At 71.4% G+C, this 15,699-nt stretch carries 17 protein-coding genes and 1 riboswitch; of the genes, 1 reads left to right on the top strand and 16 read right to left on the bottom strand.

Annotated features, from left to right (window positions below; translation table 11 throughout):
- Nucleotides 1–24: 24 nt before the first annotated feature.
- The 8 genes from ACFC02_RS07085 to rpsB all read right to left on the bottom strand — a co-directional run bounded on the left by ACFC02_RS07085 (nt 25) and on the right by rpsB (nt 7,769).
- Complete coding sequence (locus ACFC02_RS07085) at nt 25–1,095, bottom strand: thiamine ABC transporter substrate binding subunit (RefSeq protein WP_376353359.1); 1,071 nt, start codon at nt 1,093–1,095, stop codon at nt 25–27.
- An 82-nt stretch (nt 1,096–1,177) separates the two neighbouring features.
- Nucleotides 1,178–1,284, bottom strand: a riboswitch (TPP riboswitch).
- A 69-nt stretch (nt 1,285–1,353) separates the two neighbouring features.
- A complete protein-coding gene (gene rlmN / locus ACFC02_RS07090; protein WP_376353362.1) occupies nt 1,354–2,460 on the bottom strand; it encodes a 23S rRNA (adenine(2503)-C(2))-methyltransferase RlmN in 1,107 nt (368 codons plus the stop codon).
- 136 nt (nt 2,461–2,596) lie between these two features.
- Complete coding sequence (locus tag ACFC02_RS07095; RefSeq protein ID WP_376353365.1) at nt 2,597–2,725, bottom strand: hypothetical protein; 129 nt, start codon at nt 2,723–2,725, stop codon at nt 2,597–2,599.
- Nucleotides 2,726–2,862: 137 nt separating this feature from the next.
- On the bottom strand, nt 2,863–4,125 hold the full coding sequence (locus ACFC02_RS07100) for a phosphatidate cytidylyltransferase (RefSeq protein ID WP_376353368.1): 1,263 nt from the start codon (nt 4,123–4,125) through the stop codon (nt 2,863–2,865).
- Entirely contained in the window at nt 4,125–4,682 is a 558-nt protein-coding gene (frr, locus tag ACFC02_RS07105; protein WP_014675285.1) for a ribosome recycling factor, read from the bottom strand. Before frr ends, ACFC02_RS07100 begins: the two co-directional genes overlap by 1 nt.
- 189 nt (nt 4,683–4,871) lie before the next feature.
- Entirely contained in the window at nt 4,872–5,630 is a 759-nt protein-coding gene (gene pyrH / locus ACFC02_RS07110; protein ID WP_360974950.1) for a UMP kinase, read from the bottom strand.
- A 207-nt stretch (nt 5,631–5,837) separates the two neighbouring features.
- Complete coding sequence (gene tsf, locus ACFC02_RS07115) at nt 5,838–6,683, bottom strand: translation elongation factor Ts (protein ID WP_360974953.1); 846 nt, start codon at nt 6,681–6,683, stop codon at nt 5,838–5,840.
- Between the two features lie 162 nt (nt 6,684–6,845).
- Nucleotides 6,846–7,769, bottom strand: coding sequence for a 30S ribosomal protein S2 (gene rpsB, locus ACFC02_RS07120; RefSeq protein WP_376353372.1), 924 nt, complete (start codon nt 7,767–7,769; stop codon nt 6,846–6,848).
- Between the two features lie 282 nt (nt 7,770–8,051).
- Between rpsB and ACFC02_RS07125 the strand changes: the two genes are divergently transcribed.
- The gene (locus ACFC02_RS07125; protein ID WP_376353519.1) at nt 8,052–8,756 is read left to right on the top strand and encodes a peptidoglycan DD-metalloendopeptidase family protein; all 705 of its coding nucleotides are present in this window, start codon (nt 8,052–8,054) and stop codon (nt 8,754–8,756) included.
- Nucleotides 8,757–8,896: 140 nt separating this feature from the next.
- Here ACFC02_RS07125 and ACFC02_RS07130 read toward each other — a convergent pair whose 3' ends face one another.
- The 8 genes from ACFC02_RS07130 to lepB form a co-directional block, all read right to left on the bottom strand.
- Entirely contained in the window at nt 8,897–9,451 is a 555-nt protein-coding gene (locus ACFC02_RS07130; protein WP_376353521.1) for a TetR/AcrR family transcriptional regulator, read from the bottom strand.
- A gap of 107 nt (nt 9,452–9,558) precedes the next feature.
- Complete coding sequence (gene whiG, locus ACFC02_RS07135; RefSeq protein ID WP_376353375.1) at nt 9,559–10,401, bottom strand: RNA polymerase sigma factor WhiG; 843 nt, start codon at nt 10,399–10,401, stop codon at nt 9,559–9,561.
- Between the two features lie 270 nt (nt 10,402–10,671).
- Complete coding sequence (gene dprA / locus ACFC02_RS07140; protein ID WP_376353378.1) at nt 10,672–11,853, bottom strand: DNA-processing protein DprA; 1,182 nt, start codon at nt 11,851–11,853, stop codon at nt 10,672–10,674.
- Nucleotides 11,850–13,478: a YifB family Mg chelatase-like AAA ATPase gene (locus tag ACFC02_RS07145; protein WP_376353381.1), complete on the bottom strand. Its 1,629-nt coding sequence runs from the start codon at nt 13,476–13,478 to the stop codon at nt 11,850–11,852. The genes dprA and ACFC02_RS07145 overlap by 4 nt, the downstream gene beginning before the upstream one ends.
- A complete protein-coding gene (locus ACFC02_RS07150) occupies nt 13,478–13,849 on the bottom strand; it encodes a YraN family protein (RefSeq protein ID WP_376353383.1) in 372 nt (123 codons plus the stop codon). The genes ACFC02_RS07145 and ACFC02_RS07150 overlap by 1 nt, the downstream gene beginning before the upstream one ends.
- Nucleotides 13,850–13,990: 141 nt before the next feature.
- The gene (locus ACFC02_RS07155; protein WP_003965949.1) at nt 13,991–14,299 is read right to left on the bottom strand and encodes a DUF2469 domain-containing protein; all 309 of its coding nucleotides are present in this window, start codon (nt 14,297–14,299) and stop codon (nt 13,991–13,993) included.
- A 56-nt stretch (nt 14,300–14,355) separates the two neighbouring features.
- The gene (locus tag ACFC02_RS07160; protein ID WP_376353386.1) at nt 14,356–14,886 is read right to left on the bottom strand and encodes an NUDIX hydrolase; all 531 of its coding nucleotides are present in this window, start codon (nt 14,884–14,886) and stop codon (nt 14,356–14,358) included.
- A complete protein-coding gene (gene lepB / locus ACFC02_RS07165) occupies nt 14,876–15,652 on the bottom strand; it encodes a signal peptidase I (RefSeq protein ID WP_376353389.1) in 777 nt (258 codons plus the stop codon). Before lepB ends, ACFC02_RS07160 begins: the two co-directional genes overlap by 11 nt.
- Between the last annotated feature and the right edge of the window lie 47 nt (nt 15,653–15,699).

A 15,699-nucleotide genomic window follows, 5' to 3' on the forward strand; every position in this document is an offset into this window, starting at 1 on the left:
TCCCCGACCGGCGGCGCGCGCGGGTCACTTCACTGCGAGCGAGGTCCACGACCTGACCCACTGGTCACGGTTGGCGGCGATCTTGTCCGGGGCCATGGTCTGGGGGTGCCCGGCCTGCGGACCGTACTTCGCGAACTCGGCCGGCACCGCGGCCTTCTCGCGCACCGGATAGACGAACATGTTCAGCGGCATGTCCTCCTGGAACTTGCGGCTGATCAGGAAGTCGAGGAAGGCCTTGCCGCCCTTGGTGTTCTTCGCGTTGCTGAGCAGGCCGGCGTACTCGACCTGCCGGAAGCAGGTGTCCTGCACGACGCCGGTCGGCGCGGTCTTCGGCTTGGGGTCGGCGTAGATGACCTCGGCGGGCGGTGAGGAGGCGTAGGAGACGGCGAGCGGCCGGTTCCCCTTGGCCTTCTTCCCGCCGGCGGAACCGGAGAACTCCTGGTTGTAGGCCTGCTCCCAGCCGTCGACGACCTTGACGCCGTTGTCCTTCAGCTTCTTCCAGTAGCCCTGCCAGCCGGTGTCCCCGTACTTCGCGGCGGTCCCCAGCAGGAAGCCGAGGCCGGGCGAGGAGGTCGCGGCGTTCTCGGTGACGAGGAGGTTCTTGTACTGCGGCTTCAGGAGGTCGTCGAAGGAGGCGGGCGGGGCCAGCCTGTGGTCGGCGAAGTACTCCTTGTCGTAGTTGACGCAGATATCGCCGGTGTCGACGGGGGTGACGCGGTGCTTCGCCTGGTCGACCCGGTACTGAGGCGCGACCTTGTCGGAGTCCTTCGGCTCGTACGACTGGAACAGCCCGTTGTCGAGCGCACGGGACAGCAGCGTGTTGTCGACGCCGAAGAAGACGTCGCCCTGCGGGTTGTCCTTGGTGAGGACGGCCTTGTTGACGGCCTGTCCCGCGTCGCCGTCCTTGAGGACCCTGACCTTGTAGCCGGACGTCTTCTCGAAGTCCGCGATCACGCTCTTGGAGGCGGCCCACGAGTCGTGGCTGACCAGGGTCACGGTTTTGGAGTCCGCCGCCTCGCCGCCGGAGGACCCGCACGCGCAGAGCGTGACCAGGCCGAGTCCGACCGCCGCGGCGACGAACGTCTTGCGGTGCACTGGATTTTCCTCCTGGGTGGTGGCCAGGAAGAGACGCGGCCCTGCCCGGGATCCGCGGAGGATGCCGGGCAGGGCGCAACAGCTCGAGTGATGACCGAACTTCCTACCCAGAATGACCTGGGCGAGGTTCAGAGGGTCTGCGGCCGGATGCCGCACTCTCAGCGCTGTGGCGCTCCCCTGTCGGAATGTGAAGATGCCGGGATGTGAAGTTGTGCAGGGCTCAGCGTACCGGTCGGCTGTCGGTGGGCTGCCGGTCGGCTACCGCTCGGTGGCGGCGAGCTGGCCGCAGGCTCCGTCGATCTCCTGGCCGCGGGTGTCCCGGACGGTGACGGGCACGCCGTGCGCCGCGATCGCCTCGACGAACGCCTTCTCGTCCTCGGGTCGCGAGGCGGTCCACTTCGAGCCCGGCGTCGGGTTGAGCGGGATGAGGTTGACGTGCACCGGCTTGCCCTTGAGGAGGCGGCCGAGCCGGTCGCCGCGCCAGGCCTGGTCGTTGATGTCCCGGATCAGCGCGTACTCGATGGACAGCCGGCGCCCGGACCGGGCGGTGTACTCGAACCCGGCGTCCAGTACCTCCCGCACCTTCCACCGCGTGTTGACGGGCACGAGCGTGTCGCGCAGTTCGTCGTCGGGGGCGTGCAGGGAGATGGCGAGGCGGCACTTGAAGCCCTCGTCGGCGAACCGGTGGATCGCCGGGACCAGGCCCACCGTGGAGACGGTGATCCCGCGCTGGGACAGGCCGAGCCCGTCGGGCTCGGGGTCGGTCAGCGCGCGGACGGCGCCGACGACGCGGTTGTAGTTGGCCAGCGGCTCGCCCATGCCCATGAACACGATGTTGGACAGCCGTGCCGGTCCTCCCGGCACCTCGCCGTCGCGCAGGGCCCGCATGCCGTCGACGATCTGGTGCACGATCTCGGCGGTCGACAGGTTGCGGTCGAGTCCGGCCTGGCCGGTGGCGCAGAACGGGCAGTTCATGCCGCAGCCGGCCTGGGAGCTGATGCACATGGTGACCCGGTCCGGGTAGCGCATCAGCACCGACTCGACGAGCGTCCCGTCGAACAGCCGCCACAGCGTCTTGCGGGTGGCGCCCTCGTCGGTCGCCAGGTGCCTGACGACCGTCATCAGTTCCGGAAGCAGCGCCTCACGCAGCTTGGCGCGCGAGCCGGCCGGGATGTCCGTCCACTGCTCGGGATCGTGCGCGTACCGCGCGAAGTAGTGCTGCGAGAGCTGCTTGGCACGGAAGGGCTTCTCGCCGATCGCGGCGACGGCCTCCTTGCGCTCGGCAGGCGAGAGATCGGCAAGGTGCCGCGGCGGCTTCTTGGCTCCGCGCGGGGCGACGAAAGTGAGTTCTCCGGGCTTGGGCATGGTGGTACCAGTGTCGCAGATCCACTCGGGTGGCCCGGTCGGGCCGGGTGCTCCGGTGCGACGCCGATCGACTGGGGCGGCCCGGCCGGGCTGGGCGCACCGGTGCGACCCCGTGGCGGCGCGGTCGGGGTGGTGGTCAGGGCCGGACGGCGGCGACGCCGGTGACGCCGCGGGAGGCGCAGGCCTTCGTGCGGTGCGGGCCACCGCGGTGGCGGCGCGGTGTGCGGTGCCCGTCCTGGCCGGTCAGCGCCTCGTGCCACCGCACGGCAGATCGCCGTGGCAGGCGCCGTCCCTCGCCGGCCACCCCCGCCCCCCGGGACGGAACCCCGGCGGCCGGGCCTCGCAGAGGGGCCCGGCCGCCGGAAAGGTCCTCGCGGGCCGCACGTGCCCTGCTACCGCCGCTCAGGCGGAGCCCACGAACAGCACCATCAGGAGCCAGACCACGGGCGCGGTCGGCAGGAGGGAGTCCAGGCGGTCCATGATGCCGCCGTGACCGGGGAGCAGGGTGCCCATGTCCTTGATGCCCAGGTCCCGCTTGATCATGGACTCGCCGAGGTCGCCGAGGGTGGCGCTGGCGGCGACCGCGACGCCGAGGAGCAGGCCCTGCCACCAGGCTCCGTCGTCGATCAGGAACTGCATGCACAGCGCCCCGGCCACCATGGCGAAGGCGACCGCGCCGGCCAGGCCCTCGCGGGTCTTGCCCGGGCTGATGCGCGGGGCGAGCTTGTGCCTGCCGAAGCGCCAGCCGACGGCATACGCGCCGGTGTCGCTGACCACGGTGAGGATCAGGAAGGTCAGCACCCGGAACGGGCCGTCGGACGCGGTGAGCATCATCGCCACGAACGTGGCCAGGAACGGCACGTAGAACGCGGCGAAGACACCCGCAGTGACGTCCTTGAGGTAGCCCTCCGGCGGCTGGGTCATCCGCCAGACCAGGACCGCGAGCGCGGTCAGCGCCATCGCCACCCAGGCACCCTCGGCGTCCCGGACGTATCCGGCGACCACCATCGCCGCGCCGCCGACCGCCAGCGGCACGAGGGGCGCCTTGATGTCCTTGCGTTCCTGGAGCCGCGAGGTCAGCTCCCACAGGCCGACCACGACGGCGACCGCGATGACGCCGACGAACACGGCCTTGACGACGAACAGCGACGCGATGATCACCACGCCGAGCCCGAGACCGACCCCTATGGCAGCGCCCAGGTCCCGTCCCGCGCTCTTCTTCTGCGGCGCCTGCGGGGCGGGCGCCGGCTGCGGGGCGTCGGGCATGGGCTCCGGATTCTGCGGCGCCGCCCCGTGGGCGGGCGGCGTTCGCGGCGTGTCGTAGGGCCGCGGCCGCGGCATGTCGTACGACTGCGGGTGCGGCTGCGGCTGCGGGCGCGACGGGTCGTACGGCTGCGGGCGTGCGGGGTCGTACGGCTGCTGCTGTGGCGGCTCGTCGCGGAACGAGGGGCCGCCCGTGCGCGCGGCCCCCCGGTCGTCATCCTGGTTTCCGCCGTGTGCGGGCACCTCGGGCACGACGGGCATGGGGCGAGTCTGCTGGGCGCCCCGCGCATCGTAGGCGGGACCCGCGGGGGCGGTGCCCGGGACGGGTCCCTGGCCGGGTGCCCCGTCCGCGGGTCCCCAGTACCCGGCCGGCTGCGGCGCTCCCCAGGAAGAGTCGTTCATCAGACCTCGAGCAGCTCCGCTTCCTTGTGCTTGAGCAGCTCGTCCACCTGCGCGACGTACTTCGCGGTGGTGTCGTCGAGCTCCTTCTCCGCACGGCGGCCCTCGTCCTCGCCGACCTCGCCGTCCTTGATCAGCTTGTCGATGGCGTCCTTGGCCTTGCGGCGCACCGAGCGGATGGACACCTTGGCGTCCTCGCCCTTGCCCTTGGCCACCTTGATGTACTCGCGGCGGCGCTCCTCGGTCAGCTCGGGGAACACCACACGGATGATGTTGCCGTCGTTGCTCGGGTTGACGCCCAGGTCGGAGTCGCGGATCGCCTGCTCGATGTTGCGCAGCGCGCTCTTGTCGAACGGGGTCACGACGGCCATGCGCGGCTCCGGCACGGAGAACGAGGCCAGCTGGTTGATCGGCGTCGGCGCACCGTAGTAGTCGGCCACGATCTTGTTGAACATCGCCGGGTGCGCACGGCCGGTGCGGATCGCGGCGAAGTCCTCCTTGGCGACCACGACGGCCTTCTCCATCTTCTCCTCGGCCTCGAGGAGGGTCTCTTCGATCACCACTTGCTCCTGCGTGTCTTGAGTAGGCCCGGCTGCGGTTCCCGGTCGGGGCCGCCGGCCGGCTGCGTCGCGTCTTCTTCCTGCACGGTTCCCGACCGGCAGGACATTGTCCATCCCCCGGCCCGGGTCCGTCCCGTCCGTCCCCCGGACAGGTGGCTTCCCGGCGGCCCCGCGGCCCGGGGTTGCCGGTCAGCTCCGGCCGGCCTGGTCACCCACGAGCGTGCCGATCTTCTCACCCTTGACGGCGCGGGCGATATTGCCCTCCTTCAGGAGCTCGAAGACGACGATCGGGAGCCGGTTGTCGCGGCAGAGCGTGATCGCCGTGGCGTCGGCGACCTTCAGGTCGCGGGTGATGACCTCGCCGTAGCCGAGGGAGTCGAACTTCACGGCGTCCGGGTTGGCCTTCGGGTCGGAGTCGTACACCCCGTCCACGCCGTTCTTGCCCATGAGCAGCGCCTCGGCGTCGATCTCCAGGGCCCGCTGGGCCGCGGTGGTGTCGGTGGAGAAGTACGGCATGCCCATACCGGCGCCGAAGATGACCACGCGGCCCTTCTCCAGGTGGCGCACGGCGCGCAGCGGGATGTACGGCTCGGCGACCTGGCCCATGGTGATGGCGGTCTGGACCCGGCTGTCGATGCCTTCCTTCTCCAGGAAGTCCTGCAGCGCGAGGCAGTTCATCACCGTGCCGAGCATGCCCATGTAGTCCGAGCGGGCGCGGTCCATGCCGCGCTGCTGGAGCTCGGCACCGCGGAAGAAGTTGCCGCCGCCGATCACGACGGCGATCTGCGCGCCGTCCTGGACGACGGCCGCGATCTCACGGGCGATGGCGTGCACCACGTCCGGGTCGACGCCCAGGCCCCCGCCGCCGGAGAAGGCCTCTCCGGACAGCTTCAGCAGAAACCGGCCGGTCACTTTGCCGTCGTCGCTCTTCTGGGCCTTGGTGGTCATGAGATCCCGCCTCTTTTACGTGGTACACATGCGAAGAAGGCCATTGCCGGTGGGGCGTGTTTCGCATCCCATGCAGCGGCAATGGCCTCCTCGTCAGATCTGCTGTCGTCCGTCACGCGCGGCCGCGTGCCGGCATACGCGCGCGACGGGGACGACTGCTGTCGACCCTATCCGGGTCGGACGTCCGTCGCGGTACGGACTTGAGACTCAGATGCCGACCTTGATGCGCGAGAAGCGCTTCAGGGTGACACCGGCCTCGTCCAGGATCTTCTGGACGGACTTCTTGTTGTCCAGTGCGTAGGGCTGGCCCAGCAGCGTGGCGTCCTTGAAGAAGCCGTTGAGACGACCCTCGACGATCTTGGCGATCGCGGCCTCGGGCTTGCCCTCGGCGCGGGTGGTCTCCTCGGCGATGCGGCGCTCGGACTCGACGACCTCGGCCGGCACGTCCTCCTTGGAGAGGTACTTCGGCGCGAAGGCGGCGATGTGCTGGGCGACGCCCTTGGCGACCGCGGCGATCTCGTCGGTCTGCTTGTCGAACTCGACGAGGACACCGATCTGCGGGGGCAGGTCGGGCATCGTGCGGTGCATGTACGCGGTCACGAAGCCGCCGGTGAACTGCGCGAAGCGGTCCAGGACGATCTTCTCGCCGAGGTTGGCGTTGGCCTCGTCCACGAACGCCTGGACGGTCTTGCCGGCCTCGATCTCGGAGGCGAGCAGGGCCTCCAGGTCGGCCGGGGAGGTCTTGGCGACGTGCTCGGCGATGGCGTTGGCCACGGCCTGGAACTTCTCGCCCTTGGCGACGAAGTCCGTCTCGCACTTCAGCTCGACGAGGACACCGGAGGAGTTGTCGTCGGCGAGGATCGAGACCACGGCGCCGTTCTCGGCGGAGCGGCCCTCGCGCTTGGCGACGCCCTTCTGGCCCTTGATGCGCAGTGCCTCGACGGCCTTGTCGACGTTGCCCTCGGCCTCGTCCAGCGCCTTCTTGCAGTCCATCATGCCGGCGCCCGTGAGCTCACGGAGCTTCTTGACGTCGGCGGCGGTGTAGTTCGCCATGAGTCTGTGAATCTTTCTCGAAGTCTGGAAGATCGGAGATCAGGGGGTCTGCGGGCCGCACCGCCCGAGAGGCGGGGGCTCGCTGACACGCCGCTGAGCTACGGGTGAACGGCGGGAGCGGACTTCATGCGCCGCTCCCGCCGTCGACACGGACGCTGACGGTCAGGCCTGCTGCTCGCCCTCGGCGGCCGGGGCCTCGGCGGCGGGCGCCTCGGCAGCCGCAGCCTCCGCGGCCGGAGCCTCGGCGGCCGGAGCCTCGGCGGCGGCCTCGGCCGGCTTCTCGGCCTCGGCGGCCGGAGCCTCGTCGGCCTTCTTCTCGCCCTCGAGCAGGTCGCGCTCCCACTCGGCGAGCGGCTCGCCCGCGGCCTTCTCGCCCTTGTCACCGGTGGCGACGCGGGAGCGGGAGATGAGGCCCTCGGCGACCGCGTCGGCGATCACGCGGGTGAGCAGGGTGACGGAGCGGATCGCGTCGTCGTTGCCCGGGATCTTGTAGTCGACCTCGTCGGGGTCGCAGTTGGTGTCGAGGATCGCGACGACCGGGATGTTGAGCTTGCGCGCCTCACCGACGGCGATGTGCTCCTTCTTGGTGTCCACGATCCAGACGGCGCTGGGCACCTTCTGCATCTCGCGGATACCGCCGAGGGTCTTCTCCAGCTTGGCCTTCTCGCGGGAGAGGACCAGCAGCTCCTTCTTGGTGAGGCCGGAGGCGGCCACGTCCTCGAAGTCGATCTGCTCGAGCTCCTTCAGGCGCTGCAGGCGCTTGTAGACGGTCGAGAAGTTGGTGAGCATGCCGCCCAGCCAGCGCTGGTTGACGTAGGGCATGCCGACGCGGGTGGCCTGCTCGGCGATGGCCTCCTGCGCCTGCTTCTTCGTGCCGACGAACATGACCGTGCCGCCGTGGGCGACGGTCTCCTTGACGAACTCGTAGGCGCGGTCGATGTACGACAGCGACTGGAGCAGGTCGATGATGTAGATGCCGTTGCGCTCGGTGAAGATGAAGCGCTTCATCTTCGGGTTCCAGCGACGGGTCTGGTGACCGAAGTGGACGCCGCTCTCCAGCAGCTCCCGCATCGTGACGACGGCCATGGCCGTATCTCCTTGAATTTCTCGGTTGTGCCGCGGGTGCCGGACGGCTCCCGCGCCTGACGCCCACGGCGCGCCCTGCCACGAAGGACCGAGGGGCGCTGACACGACCGCCGTTGCCGGCTGTGTGTCGGGGCGTGCGAAGTCGACCCGGTGACCCGGGTCGCCACCAGAAGTGTACGGGACCCGGAAGGTGCCGGGTGACGCCGCTGTCCACAACCGGTGAGCTGTCCACAGGTTCCAGCCGGTTCGGGCGATCTACGGGAGCGTGGACGCATGACACGGATGCATGCGATGCGATACGCGGGCCCCTGGCTCGGCCTGCTACTGGCGACGAACACAACCGGCCCGGCCCCACCGGGCCCCCTGGGCTCGCCGGCCTGGCCGACGTCGCCGGTCGCTGCCGCTTCGCCGGCCTCCGCGGCCCTCCCGACTGCCGGGACCGTCCAGGCTTCGGGACCGGTCCAGGCCTCGGGACCGGCCCCGGCCGAGTCGGCGAGCGAGGACGGTCCGGCCGCTTTGGTGCCCGCCGTGGGCCGGGTGTGGCCGGTGGGGACGCGGCCGCGCATCCGGCGCGGCTGGGAACCCCCGGCGACACGCTACGGCCCGGGCCACCGGGGCGTGGACCTGAACGCGCCGCCGGGCGCTCAGGTACGGGCGGTGGCCGCGGGCCGCGTCTCCTTCGCCGGGAAGGTGGCAGGACGAGGCGTGGTGTCGGTGGAGCTGGCAGGAACCGGCGCCCCGCCCCTGCGCACGACGTACGAGCCGGTGCGGGCGTCGGTGGAGAAGGGCGCCCACGTGGTACCCGGCCAGATCATCGGCACCCTGGAGACCACGGCACCGGGCACCCACTGCGGGAACGCCTGCCTGCACTGGGGCCTGCTGCGCGGCGAGACCTACCTCAACCCGCTGCTGCTCCTGCCCCCCTGGCTCCTGAACGGCGGCCCGACCCGGCTGCTGCCGGTGCTGGGGGTGCCGGTGCCGGGATAGCGGGGGGGGGGAGGTTCTCGATTTTTTGGGGGTGGGAGGGAGGCGGGGGGCGGGGGGGGGAGGGGGAGGGGCCCCGGAGGGAGACGGTCGCTGGGCGGCGGTCGCGGCCCGACGGTATGCCGTCCCCAGCGGCGCCCGGGTCAGCCGCCGATCCCCCGCAGTGCCATCCCGACCGCCGCCTCCGCGACCGTCGACGGCTCCTCGGCTCCCAGTTCGATCCGCCGTACGGCCGCGTCCACCACGCCCTGCAGCAGCATCGCCGCCAGCCGTGGCTGGGTGTGTCCCAGCTCCCCCAGGGCGTCGACGATCATGGCGACCAGGCCGCCGTGCGCGGCGCGGATCTTCTCCCGGGCGCCTGCGTCCAGCTCGCTCGCCGAGATCGCGACGACGGCCCGGTGCCGCCGGTCCCCGACCAGTTCCAGCTGGCTGCGGACGTATGCCTCGACCTTGGCCTCGGGGCCGTCGGCGGCGGCCATCGCCGCCGACACCTCCGCCGCCCACACCGGGAAGTCGGCCTCGCACAGTTCCTCGACCACGGCGGCGCGCGAGCGGAAGTACTCGTACACAGACGACCGGGCGAGTCCCGTCCGCTCGGCCAGGGCGGGGAAGGTCAGCGCCTCCGTGCCGCCCTGGGACAGCAGGGTCCGCGCCGCGTCCAGCAGGGCGGCACGCTGCATCGACCGGTGCTCGGCCACGGAGGCCGCTCGAATCCTTGGCACGCCGACCACTTTACGGAGGCGTCGCGCGCGGCGGGAGCCGCACATGCCCGGGCGTCCGCGCCGGCCCCGCGCGCCCCTCGTCGTCAGCGTCCGAAGCCCGCGAGTTTGGCGCGCAGCTGGAGCACGGACTTGGTGTGGATCTGACTGACCCTGCTCTCGGTCACTCCGAGCACGTTGCCGATCTCGGCGAGGGTGAGGCCTTCGTAGTAGTACAGCGTGACGACGGTCTTCTCCCGTTCGGGCAGGGTGTTGATCGCCCGGGCCAGGAAGCGGCGCAGTTCCCGGTCCTCGGCCACCTCCACGGGGTTGTCGGCCGCGGTGTCCTCCAGTGTGTCCATGAGGCTCAGCCGGTCGCCGCCCTCGCCGCCGACGTGCAGCAGTTCCTCCAGGGCCACGACGTTGGCCAGCGACAACTGGCTGAAGACGGCGTGGAGTTCGTCGACCGCGATCCCCATCTCGGCGGCCACCTCGGTCTCCGAGGGGGTGCGCCGCAGCCGTGCCTCCAGGGTGGCGTACGCCCGCTCGACGTTGCGCGCCTTCTGCCGTACCGACCGGGGGATCCAGTCCAGTGCGCGCAGTTCGTCGATCATCGCGCCCCGGATGCGGGTGATCGCGTACGTCTCGAACTTGATCTCCCGGTCGATGTCGAACTTCTCGATCGCGTCGATGAGCCCGAATACGCCTGAGGACACGAAGTCGGCCTGTTCCACGTTGGGAGGCAGGCCGACGCTCACACGTCCCGCGACGTACTTCACCAGGGGCGAGTAGTGCAGGATCAGTTGCTCCCGCAGTCTGTCGTCCCCCGTCGCCTTGTACGACCGCCACAGCTCGTCGAGCGTCGAGGGAGCGGGCGGCCGCACGCTGCCACCGTCGCGGGCGGCTGGGGGGATCGCCGCCCGGTCGGACCCGGAGGTGTGCTGGGGCATTCGTCGCCTTGTGCCGTTCTGCCGTGGGATGCGGCTTTCTGGGTGAGCTGTCGGTCTGGGTTCGGTATCGGGTGTCCGCGTCGGAACCACGTGAGCGTAGCGTGACTGGAGTGTCGCGGTGCGCGAACGGCGGGGCGCGGGGCGTGCGCAGATACGTTCCGCATGGCGCTCCACGGGGTCATCCGCGTCACCCTGGGTGATAGCGGGAACGCCCAACTGCGGGAATTTACGCAGGCGTCGGTGTTCCCCCGGACGGCCGAACACGCTCGGTCAGCAGCCGTCCGGGACGGCTCGCGCCGAGATCATCGCCTGGCGTGTCAACTTCCATCCGTCGCCATGTCGTTCGACGTAGCCGAGCGAGCGGAGTTCGTACAGTCTGGCGATCGCGTCGTCCGGGGTCGTCCGGGCGTCGCGGGCGATGGCGGTGGCGGTGGGCGCGCCGCGGGCGGGCAGTGCGGCCAGGATCTGTCGGGCCTCCGGTTCGAGCAGGTCGCGCGGGAGGACGGGGCCGCGTCGGTCGGGGGCGAGTTCGCCGATGTCGCCGACGAGTTCGATGATTTCCGCGGCGTCGGTGATGAGGGTCGCGCCGTCGCGGAGCAGTGCGTGGACGCCGGCCGAGCGGGCGCTGGTGGCCGGTCCCGGGACGCCCATGGTGTGGCGGCCCAGGCGTTGTGCGGCGCGCGCGGTGACGAGTGACCCGCTGCGGTGGGCGGCCTCGACGACCACGGTGCCGCGGGTGAGGGCCGCGATGACCCGGTTGCGGACGATGAATCTGCTGGGTGTGGGGTGGTCGCCGGGTGGCAGCTCGCCGATCACGAGTCCCTGGTGCGCGATTCTGGTGATGAGCTCGGTGTGGCCGCGGGGATAGGGCCGGTCGACGCCGCAGGCGAGTACGGCGACGGTGGCGCCGCCGCCGGCGAGTGTGCCGCGGTGGGCTGCGCCGTCGACTCCGTAGGCGCCGCCGGATACCACTACCCAGCCGCGTTCGGCGAGGCCGGCGGCGAGGGTGGCGGCCATGTGGGCGCCGTACTCGGTGCAGGCCCGGGCGCCGACCAGGGCCACCGACCGCAGGGCCCACATGCGCAGGGCGGCCCGGCCGCGCACCCACAGTCCGGTGGGTCGGGCGTCCCCGAGGTCGTCGAGCTGGGCGGGCCATTCCGGGCTGCCGGGGTACACGAACCGCACGCCGGCGTCCCGGGCGGCGGCGAGGTCGTGTTCGGGATCGGCTCGGGCGGCGCGCGCGCACAGTCCCGACCATCGCTTGTGGGAGACGCCGGGCAGGGGCGGTCCGCCGTCGAGCAGTCGGCGGGCCGTGCCCGCCGCGCCCAGCTCCCGCACCCAGCGTCCGCCGGTGGCGTCGCCGGGCTCCAGGACGCGGCTGAGGAAGACCCGGGCCGGCAGTTCGGGGTCGGGTGTGTCGAAGGGGTCTCGGGGGCGCGGGGTCACGGTCATGCCGGTGCTCCGAGGGCCATGGGCACTCCGCGGGGTACTCCGGTGCGCAGTTGGAGGGCCAGTGCGACGTCGCTCGCGTCGGGCCGGTCGTGGCCGACGAGGTCCGCGACCGTCCAGGCGACGCGCAGTACGCGGTCGAGGCCGCGGGCGGTGAGGACGCCGCGTTCCAGGTTGCGTTCGGCCTCGTCCATGGCGCCGGGGACGGCGTGCCAGCGGCTGCGCAGTTCGCGGCCGGGGATTTCGCTGTTGGTCCGCCAGGGTGTGTCCGCGAGCCGGGTGGTGGCGCGTTCCCGGGCGGCGCGTACGCGGCAGGCCACGGTCTGCGTGGATTCGCCCCGGGCGTCGCGTTGTGCCAGTTCGGCGCGGGTGACGGGGTCGACTTCGACCCGTAGGTCGACCCGGTCCAGCAGGGGTCCGGAGAGCCGGGCCTGGTAGCGGCGGATGGAGGACGGTGGGCATTCGCAGAGGGTGTCGCGCTGGGAGAATCGTCCGCAGGGGCATGGGTTGGCTGCGAGGACCATGAGGAACTTCGCCGGGAACCGGACGACACCGGCGCTGCGGGCGATCACGACGTGTCCTGCCTCCAGGGGCTGGCGCAGGGCGTCGAGGGCGTGGCTGCTGAATTCGGGGGTCTCGTCGAGGAAGAGCACGCCTCGGTGGGCGAGGGAGACGGCGCCGGGTCGGGCGACGCCGGGGCCGCCGCCGACGAGTGCCTGCATGGTCGCGGAGTGGTGGGGGGCGCAGTAGGGGGCGAGGTCGATCAGCGGTTTGCCCGGTGGGAGGAGTCCGGCCACGGAGTGGACCGCGGTGACTTCCAGGGATTCCTGGCGGGCGAGCGGGGGCAGGACGGCGGGCAGTCGCTCGGCGAGCATGGTCTTGCCCGCGCCGGGTGGTCCTTGCAGGAAGAGGTGGTGTCCGCCGGCGGCGGCGACCTCCAGGGCGGTGCGTGCGGAGCGCTGGCCGACGACGTCGGCGAGGTCGTGTCCCCGGTCGTGCTGGGCGGCTCCCATGCCGCTGTGCATGCCGGTGGCGGCTCCAGTGCCGGGTAGGCGCAGTCCGGCGAGGAGCGGGTCGGGGCGGCCGTGTTCGTGCTGTTCCTCGTCCGGGACGGGTTCGTCGGTGAGGACGGCGATGAGTTGTCGCAGGCTGCGGATGCCGAGCACCGAGACGCCGGGGACCAGGGAGGCCTCGGCTGCGGCGCATTCGGGGACGACCACTTGTTCGTATCCGGCGTCGGCGGCGGCCAGGACCGCGGGCAGGATGCCGCGTACGGGGCGGACGCGGCCGTCCAGGCCCAGCTCGCCGATCATCACGATGTCGGCGAGTACGTGGGGGTCGATCCGTTCGGCGGCGCCGAGCACAGCGCAGGCGACGGCGAGGTCGAAGCCGCTGCCGGCTTTGGGTACCGAGGCGGGGCTGAGTCCGACGGTGAGTTTCTTCTGCGGCCACTCGGCGCCGGAGTTGACCACGGCGGCCCGTACGCGGTCCCGGCTCTCGGTCAGGCTCTTGTCCGGTAGTCCCACGAGGGTGAAGGCGGCGACGCCCGGTTCGAGGTCGGCCTGGACCTCGACGACGACGCCTTCGACGCCGACGAGGGCCACGGAGCACGTGCGTGCGAATCCCATCAGGCTGCCCCCCGTACGTGTTCGACGACGGGTGCGCCGCGCCGGGGCAGCAGGATGCCGACCAGGTCGATGCGGACGCCTCCGGGGGGTGCGCCGCCGTGGGAGTGGATCCAGCGTTCGGCGAGGCCGCGCAGGCGGGCGGCCTTCTCGGGTGTGACGGCGGCCATGGGGTGCTGGAACGGTCCGGCCCTGCGGCTCTTCACCTCGCAGACGACCAGGACGTCGCCGTCGCGGGCCACGATGTCGATCTCGCCGGTCCTGCCGCAGCGCCAGTTGCGCTCCAGGACTGTCATGCCCGCCTGGGTCAGCCGGCGCGCGGCCAGACCCTCTCCGTACTTGCCGAGTGCACTGCGTGCCTGATGCGTGGTCATGTCGGCACCACCTCCGGCGCCCACCGTCACGTATCCGCGTCCGCGGTGTGGATCTTGGTGGGTTACTCACCGGTTGTGGACAACTCCGTCACCCACATGAGTGTTTTTCCCGGCCTGCCGGCCGCGGACTCCGGCGCAGGCTCAGCCGCCGGGGAGTTCCAGGTCGCTCTTGTTCAGCTCCTCGATGTTCACGTCCTTGAACGTCAACACGCGCACCTGCTTCACGAACCGGGCCGGCCGGTACATGTCCCACACCCAGGCGTCGGCCATCGAGACCTCGAAGAAGACCTCGCCCTGCACGGAGTGGACCTGCATCTCGTAGTCGTTCGTGAGGTAGAAGCGCCGCTCGGTCTCGATCACGTATTTGAACAGACCGACGACGTCGCGGTACTCCCGGTAGAGCTTCAGCTCCATCTCGGTCTCGTACTTCTCGAGGTCCTCGGCGCTCATGGCATGTTCCCCTTCAGCCGTACGGTCTCCCCATTGTGCGCCAGTCCCGTGAGCCCCTAGACGATTTCGGTGTCGAGGGTCACGGGCGCGGCCGGGGGACCTTCGTCGAGCACCGTGCGCAGCAGCTCGGCGAGTCTGGTCGGATACACGGTCTCATGCGTGCGGGCCAGTTCCCGACACGTCCACCAGCGTGCTCCGACGACGCTGCGCCGCTCCAGTTCGGTCAGGGCCGTGGCAGCCGTCGCCGTCTGGGTGGTCCGGGCCAGGAAGTACCACTCGTCCTGGTCCCAGCGGCGGCCCGCGAACGGGAAGGAGCAACGGCGGCGCCAGAGCACCGGCCCGAGGTCCACGTCGGTGATGCCGGTCTCCTCGGCGAGTTCCCGCAGCGCGGCCTCCTCGCGGCTCTCGTCGCCCTCCAGGCCGCCGCCCGGCGTGAACCACCAGTCGTCTGCCGGATCGTCCGGCTCGTGGCCGTGCAGCAGCAGGACGCGGTCCGTGGGGTCGAGCAGGACCACCCGGGCCACCTTGCGCGGTTTCGAGTCGCAGCCGTGCGCGTCCGGGCCCGCGTCGGCGGTCTCAGCGGGCACGGGCCGGCTCCGTCCGCGTACGGCCACGGGAGCCGCCCAGCAGCTTGGCGATCGGGCCGTAGGCGCCACCGGCCAGGACCAGCACCGCGCCCGCGATGATCAGGGCGACGATCGTGCGCAGCGGTCCCGGCCGGGACAGGGCGCCCAGCGTCTCGAAGCCGGTGGGGCGCTCCAGCATGCCCTTCGCGGGCCAGATCACGGAGTCGACCCGGGCCGTGACGTCGGCGCGGGAGACGGTGCCGCGGGCCGCGTCGGTGAGGTGGGCGGTGGAGTCCAGGGAGCCCTGGCGTTCGTCGCCGAGCAGGAACAGGCGGCCCTCGGGCACCTTGACGGTCGGGAAGTTCGTGATCTCGGCGGGGCCGCCCTTCAGGTACGGCTCGTCGATCTGCTTGCCGTTGACGGTGAGCTTGCCGTCGGTGCAGCAGGCGACCTCGTCGCCGCCGACGGCCACCACCCGCTTGACCACGGGCGCGTTCGCCACCCATGTCTTGTCGTGGAAGACGACGACATCGCCGCGGCGCACCTCGTCGCCGTCGACGCGCTGGGCCAGCACGCGGTCGCCCATGCCGATCGTCGGTGTCATGGAACTGGTGGGCACGGTGTAGGGCCGGTACACCACCGCGGCCCAGGCGAATCCGCCGAGGAACAGCACCAGCCCGAGCGCCACGGCGAGCCCGGACAGCCGCTGTCCCGTCCTGCCGCCTGCCGGTGCCCTGCCTGTGCCGCCGCTGCGCGGGGCCGTACGCGTCGTGCTCTCGCCACCCATGGATCCGCACCCTACCCGGCGGTACCGAGCCCGGGCAGCCCCTTCCG

It is taken from the genome of Streptomyces sp. NPDC056160, assembly GCF_042268205.1.
Classification (GTDB): domain Bacteria; phylum Actinomycetota; class Actinomycetes; order Streptomycetales; family Streptomycetaceae; genus Streptomyces.

Bases quoted from the DNA above. Each gene is read 5' to 3' on its own strand.
- dprA (WP_376353378.1), bottom strand. From the start codon at position 11,853: ATGACCGTGACCCCGCGCCCCCGAGACCCCTTCGACACACCCGACCCC.
- rpsB (WP_376353372.1), bottom strand. From the start codon at position 7,769: ATGGCCGTCGTCACGATGCGGGAGCTGCTGGAGAGCGGCGTCCACTTC.
- pyrH (WP_360974950.1), bottom strand. From the start codon at position 5,630: ATGACCACCAAGGCCCAGAAGAGCGACGACGGCAAAGTGACCGGCCGG.
- ACFC02_RS07155 (WP_003965949.1), bottom strand. From the start codon at position 14,299: ATGAGCGCCGAGGACCTCGAGAAGTACGAGACCGAGATGGAGCTGAAG.
- ACFC02_RS07125 (WP_376353519.1), top strand. From the start codon at position 8,052: ATGCATGCGATGCGATACGCGGGCCCCTGGCTCGGCCTGCTACTGGCG.
- rlmN (WP_376353362.1), bottom strand. From the start codon at position 2,460: ATGCCCAAGCCCGGAGAACTCACTTTCGTCGCCCCGCGCGGAGCCAAG.
- tsf (WP_360974953.1), bottom strand. From the start codon at position 6,683: ATGGCGAACTACACCGCCGCCGACGTCAAGAAGCTCCGTGAGCTCACG.
- ACFC02_RS07145 (WP_376353381.1), bottom strand. From the start codon at position 13,478: ATGGGATTCGCACGCACGTGCTCCGTGGCCCTCGTCGGCGTCGAAGGC.
- ACFC02_RS07100 (WP_376353368.1), bottom strand. From the start codon at position 4,125: ATGAACGACTCTTCCTGGGGAGCGCCGCAGCCGGCCGGGTACTGGGGA.
- ACFC02_RS07150 (WP_376353383.1), bottom strand. From the start codon at position 13,849: ATGACCACGCATCAGGCACGCAGTGCACTCGGCAAGTACGGAGAGGGT.
- lepB (WP_376353389.1), bottom strand. From the start codon at position 15,652: ATGGGTGGCGAGAGCACGACGCGTACGGCCCCGCGCAGCGGCGGCACA.
- whiG (WP_376353375.1), bottom strand. From the start codon at position 10,401: ATGCCCCAGCACACCTCCGGGTCCGACCGGGCGGCGATCCCCCCAGCC.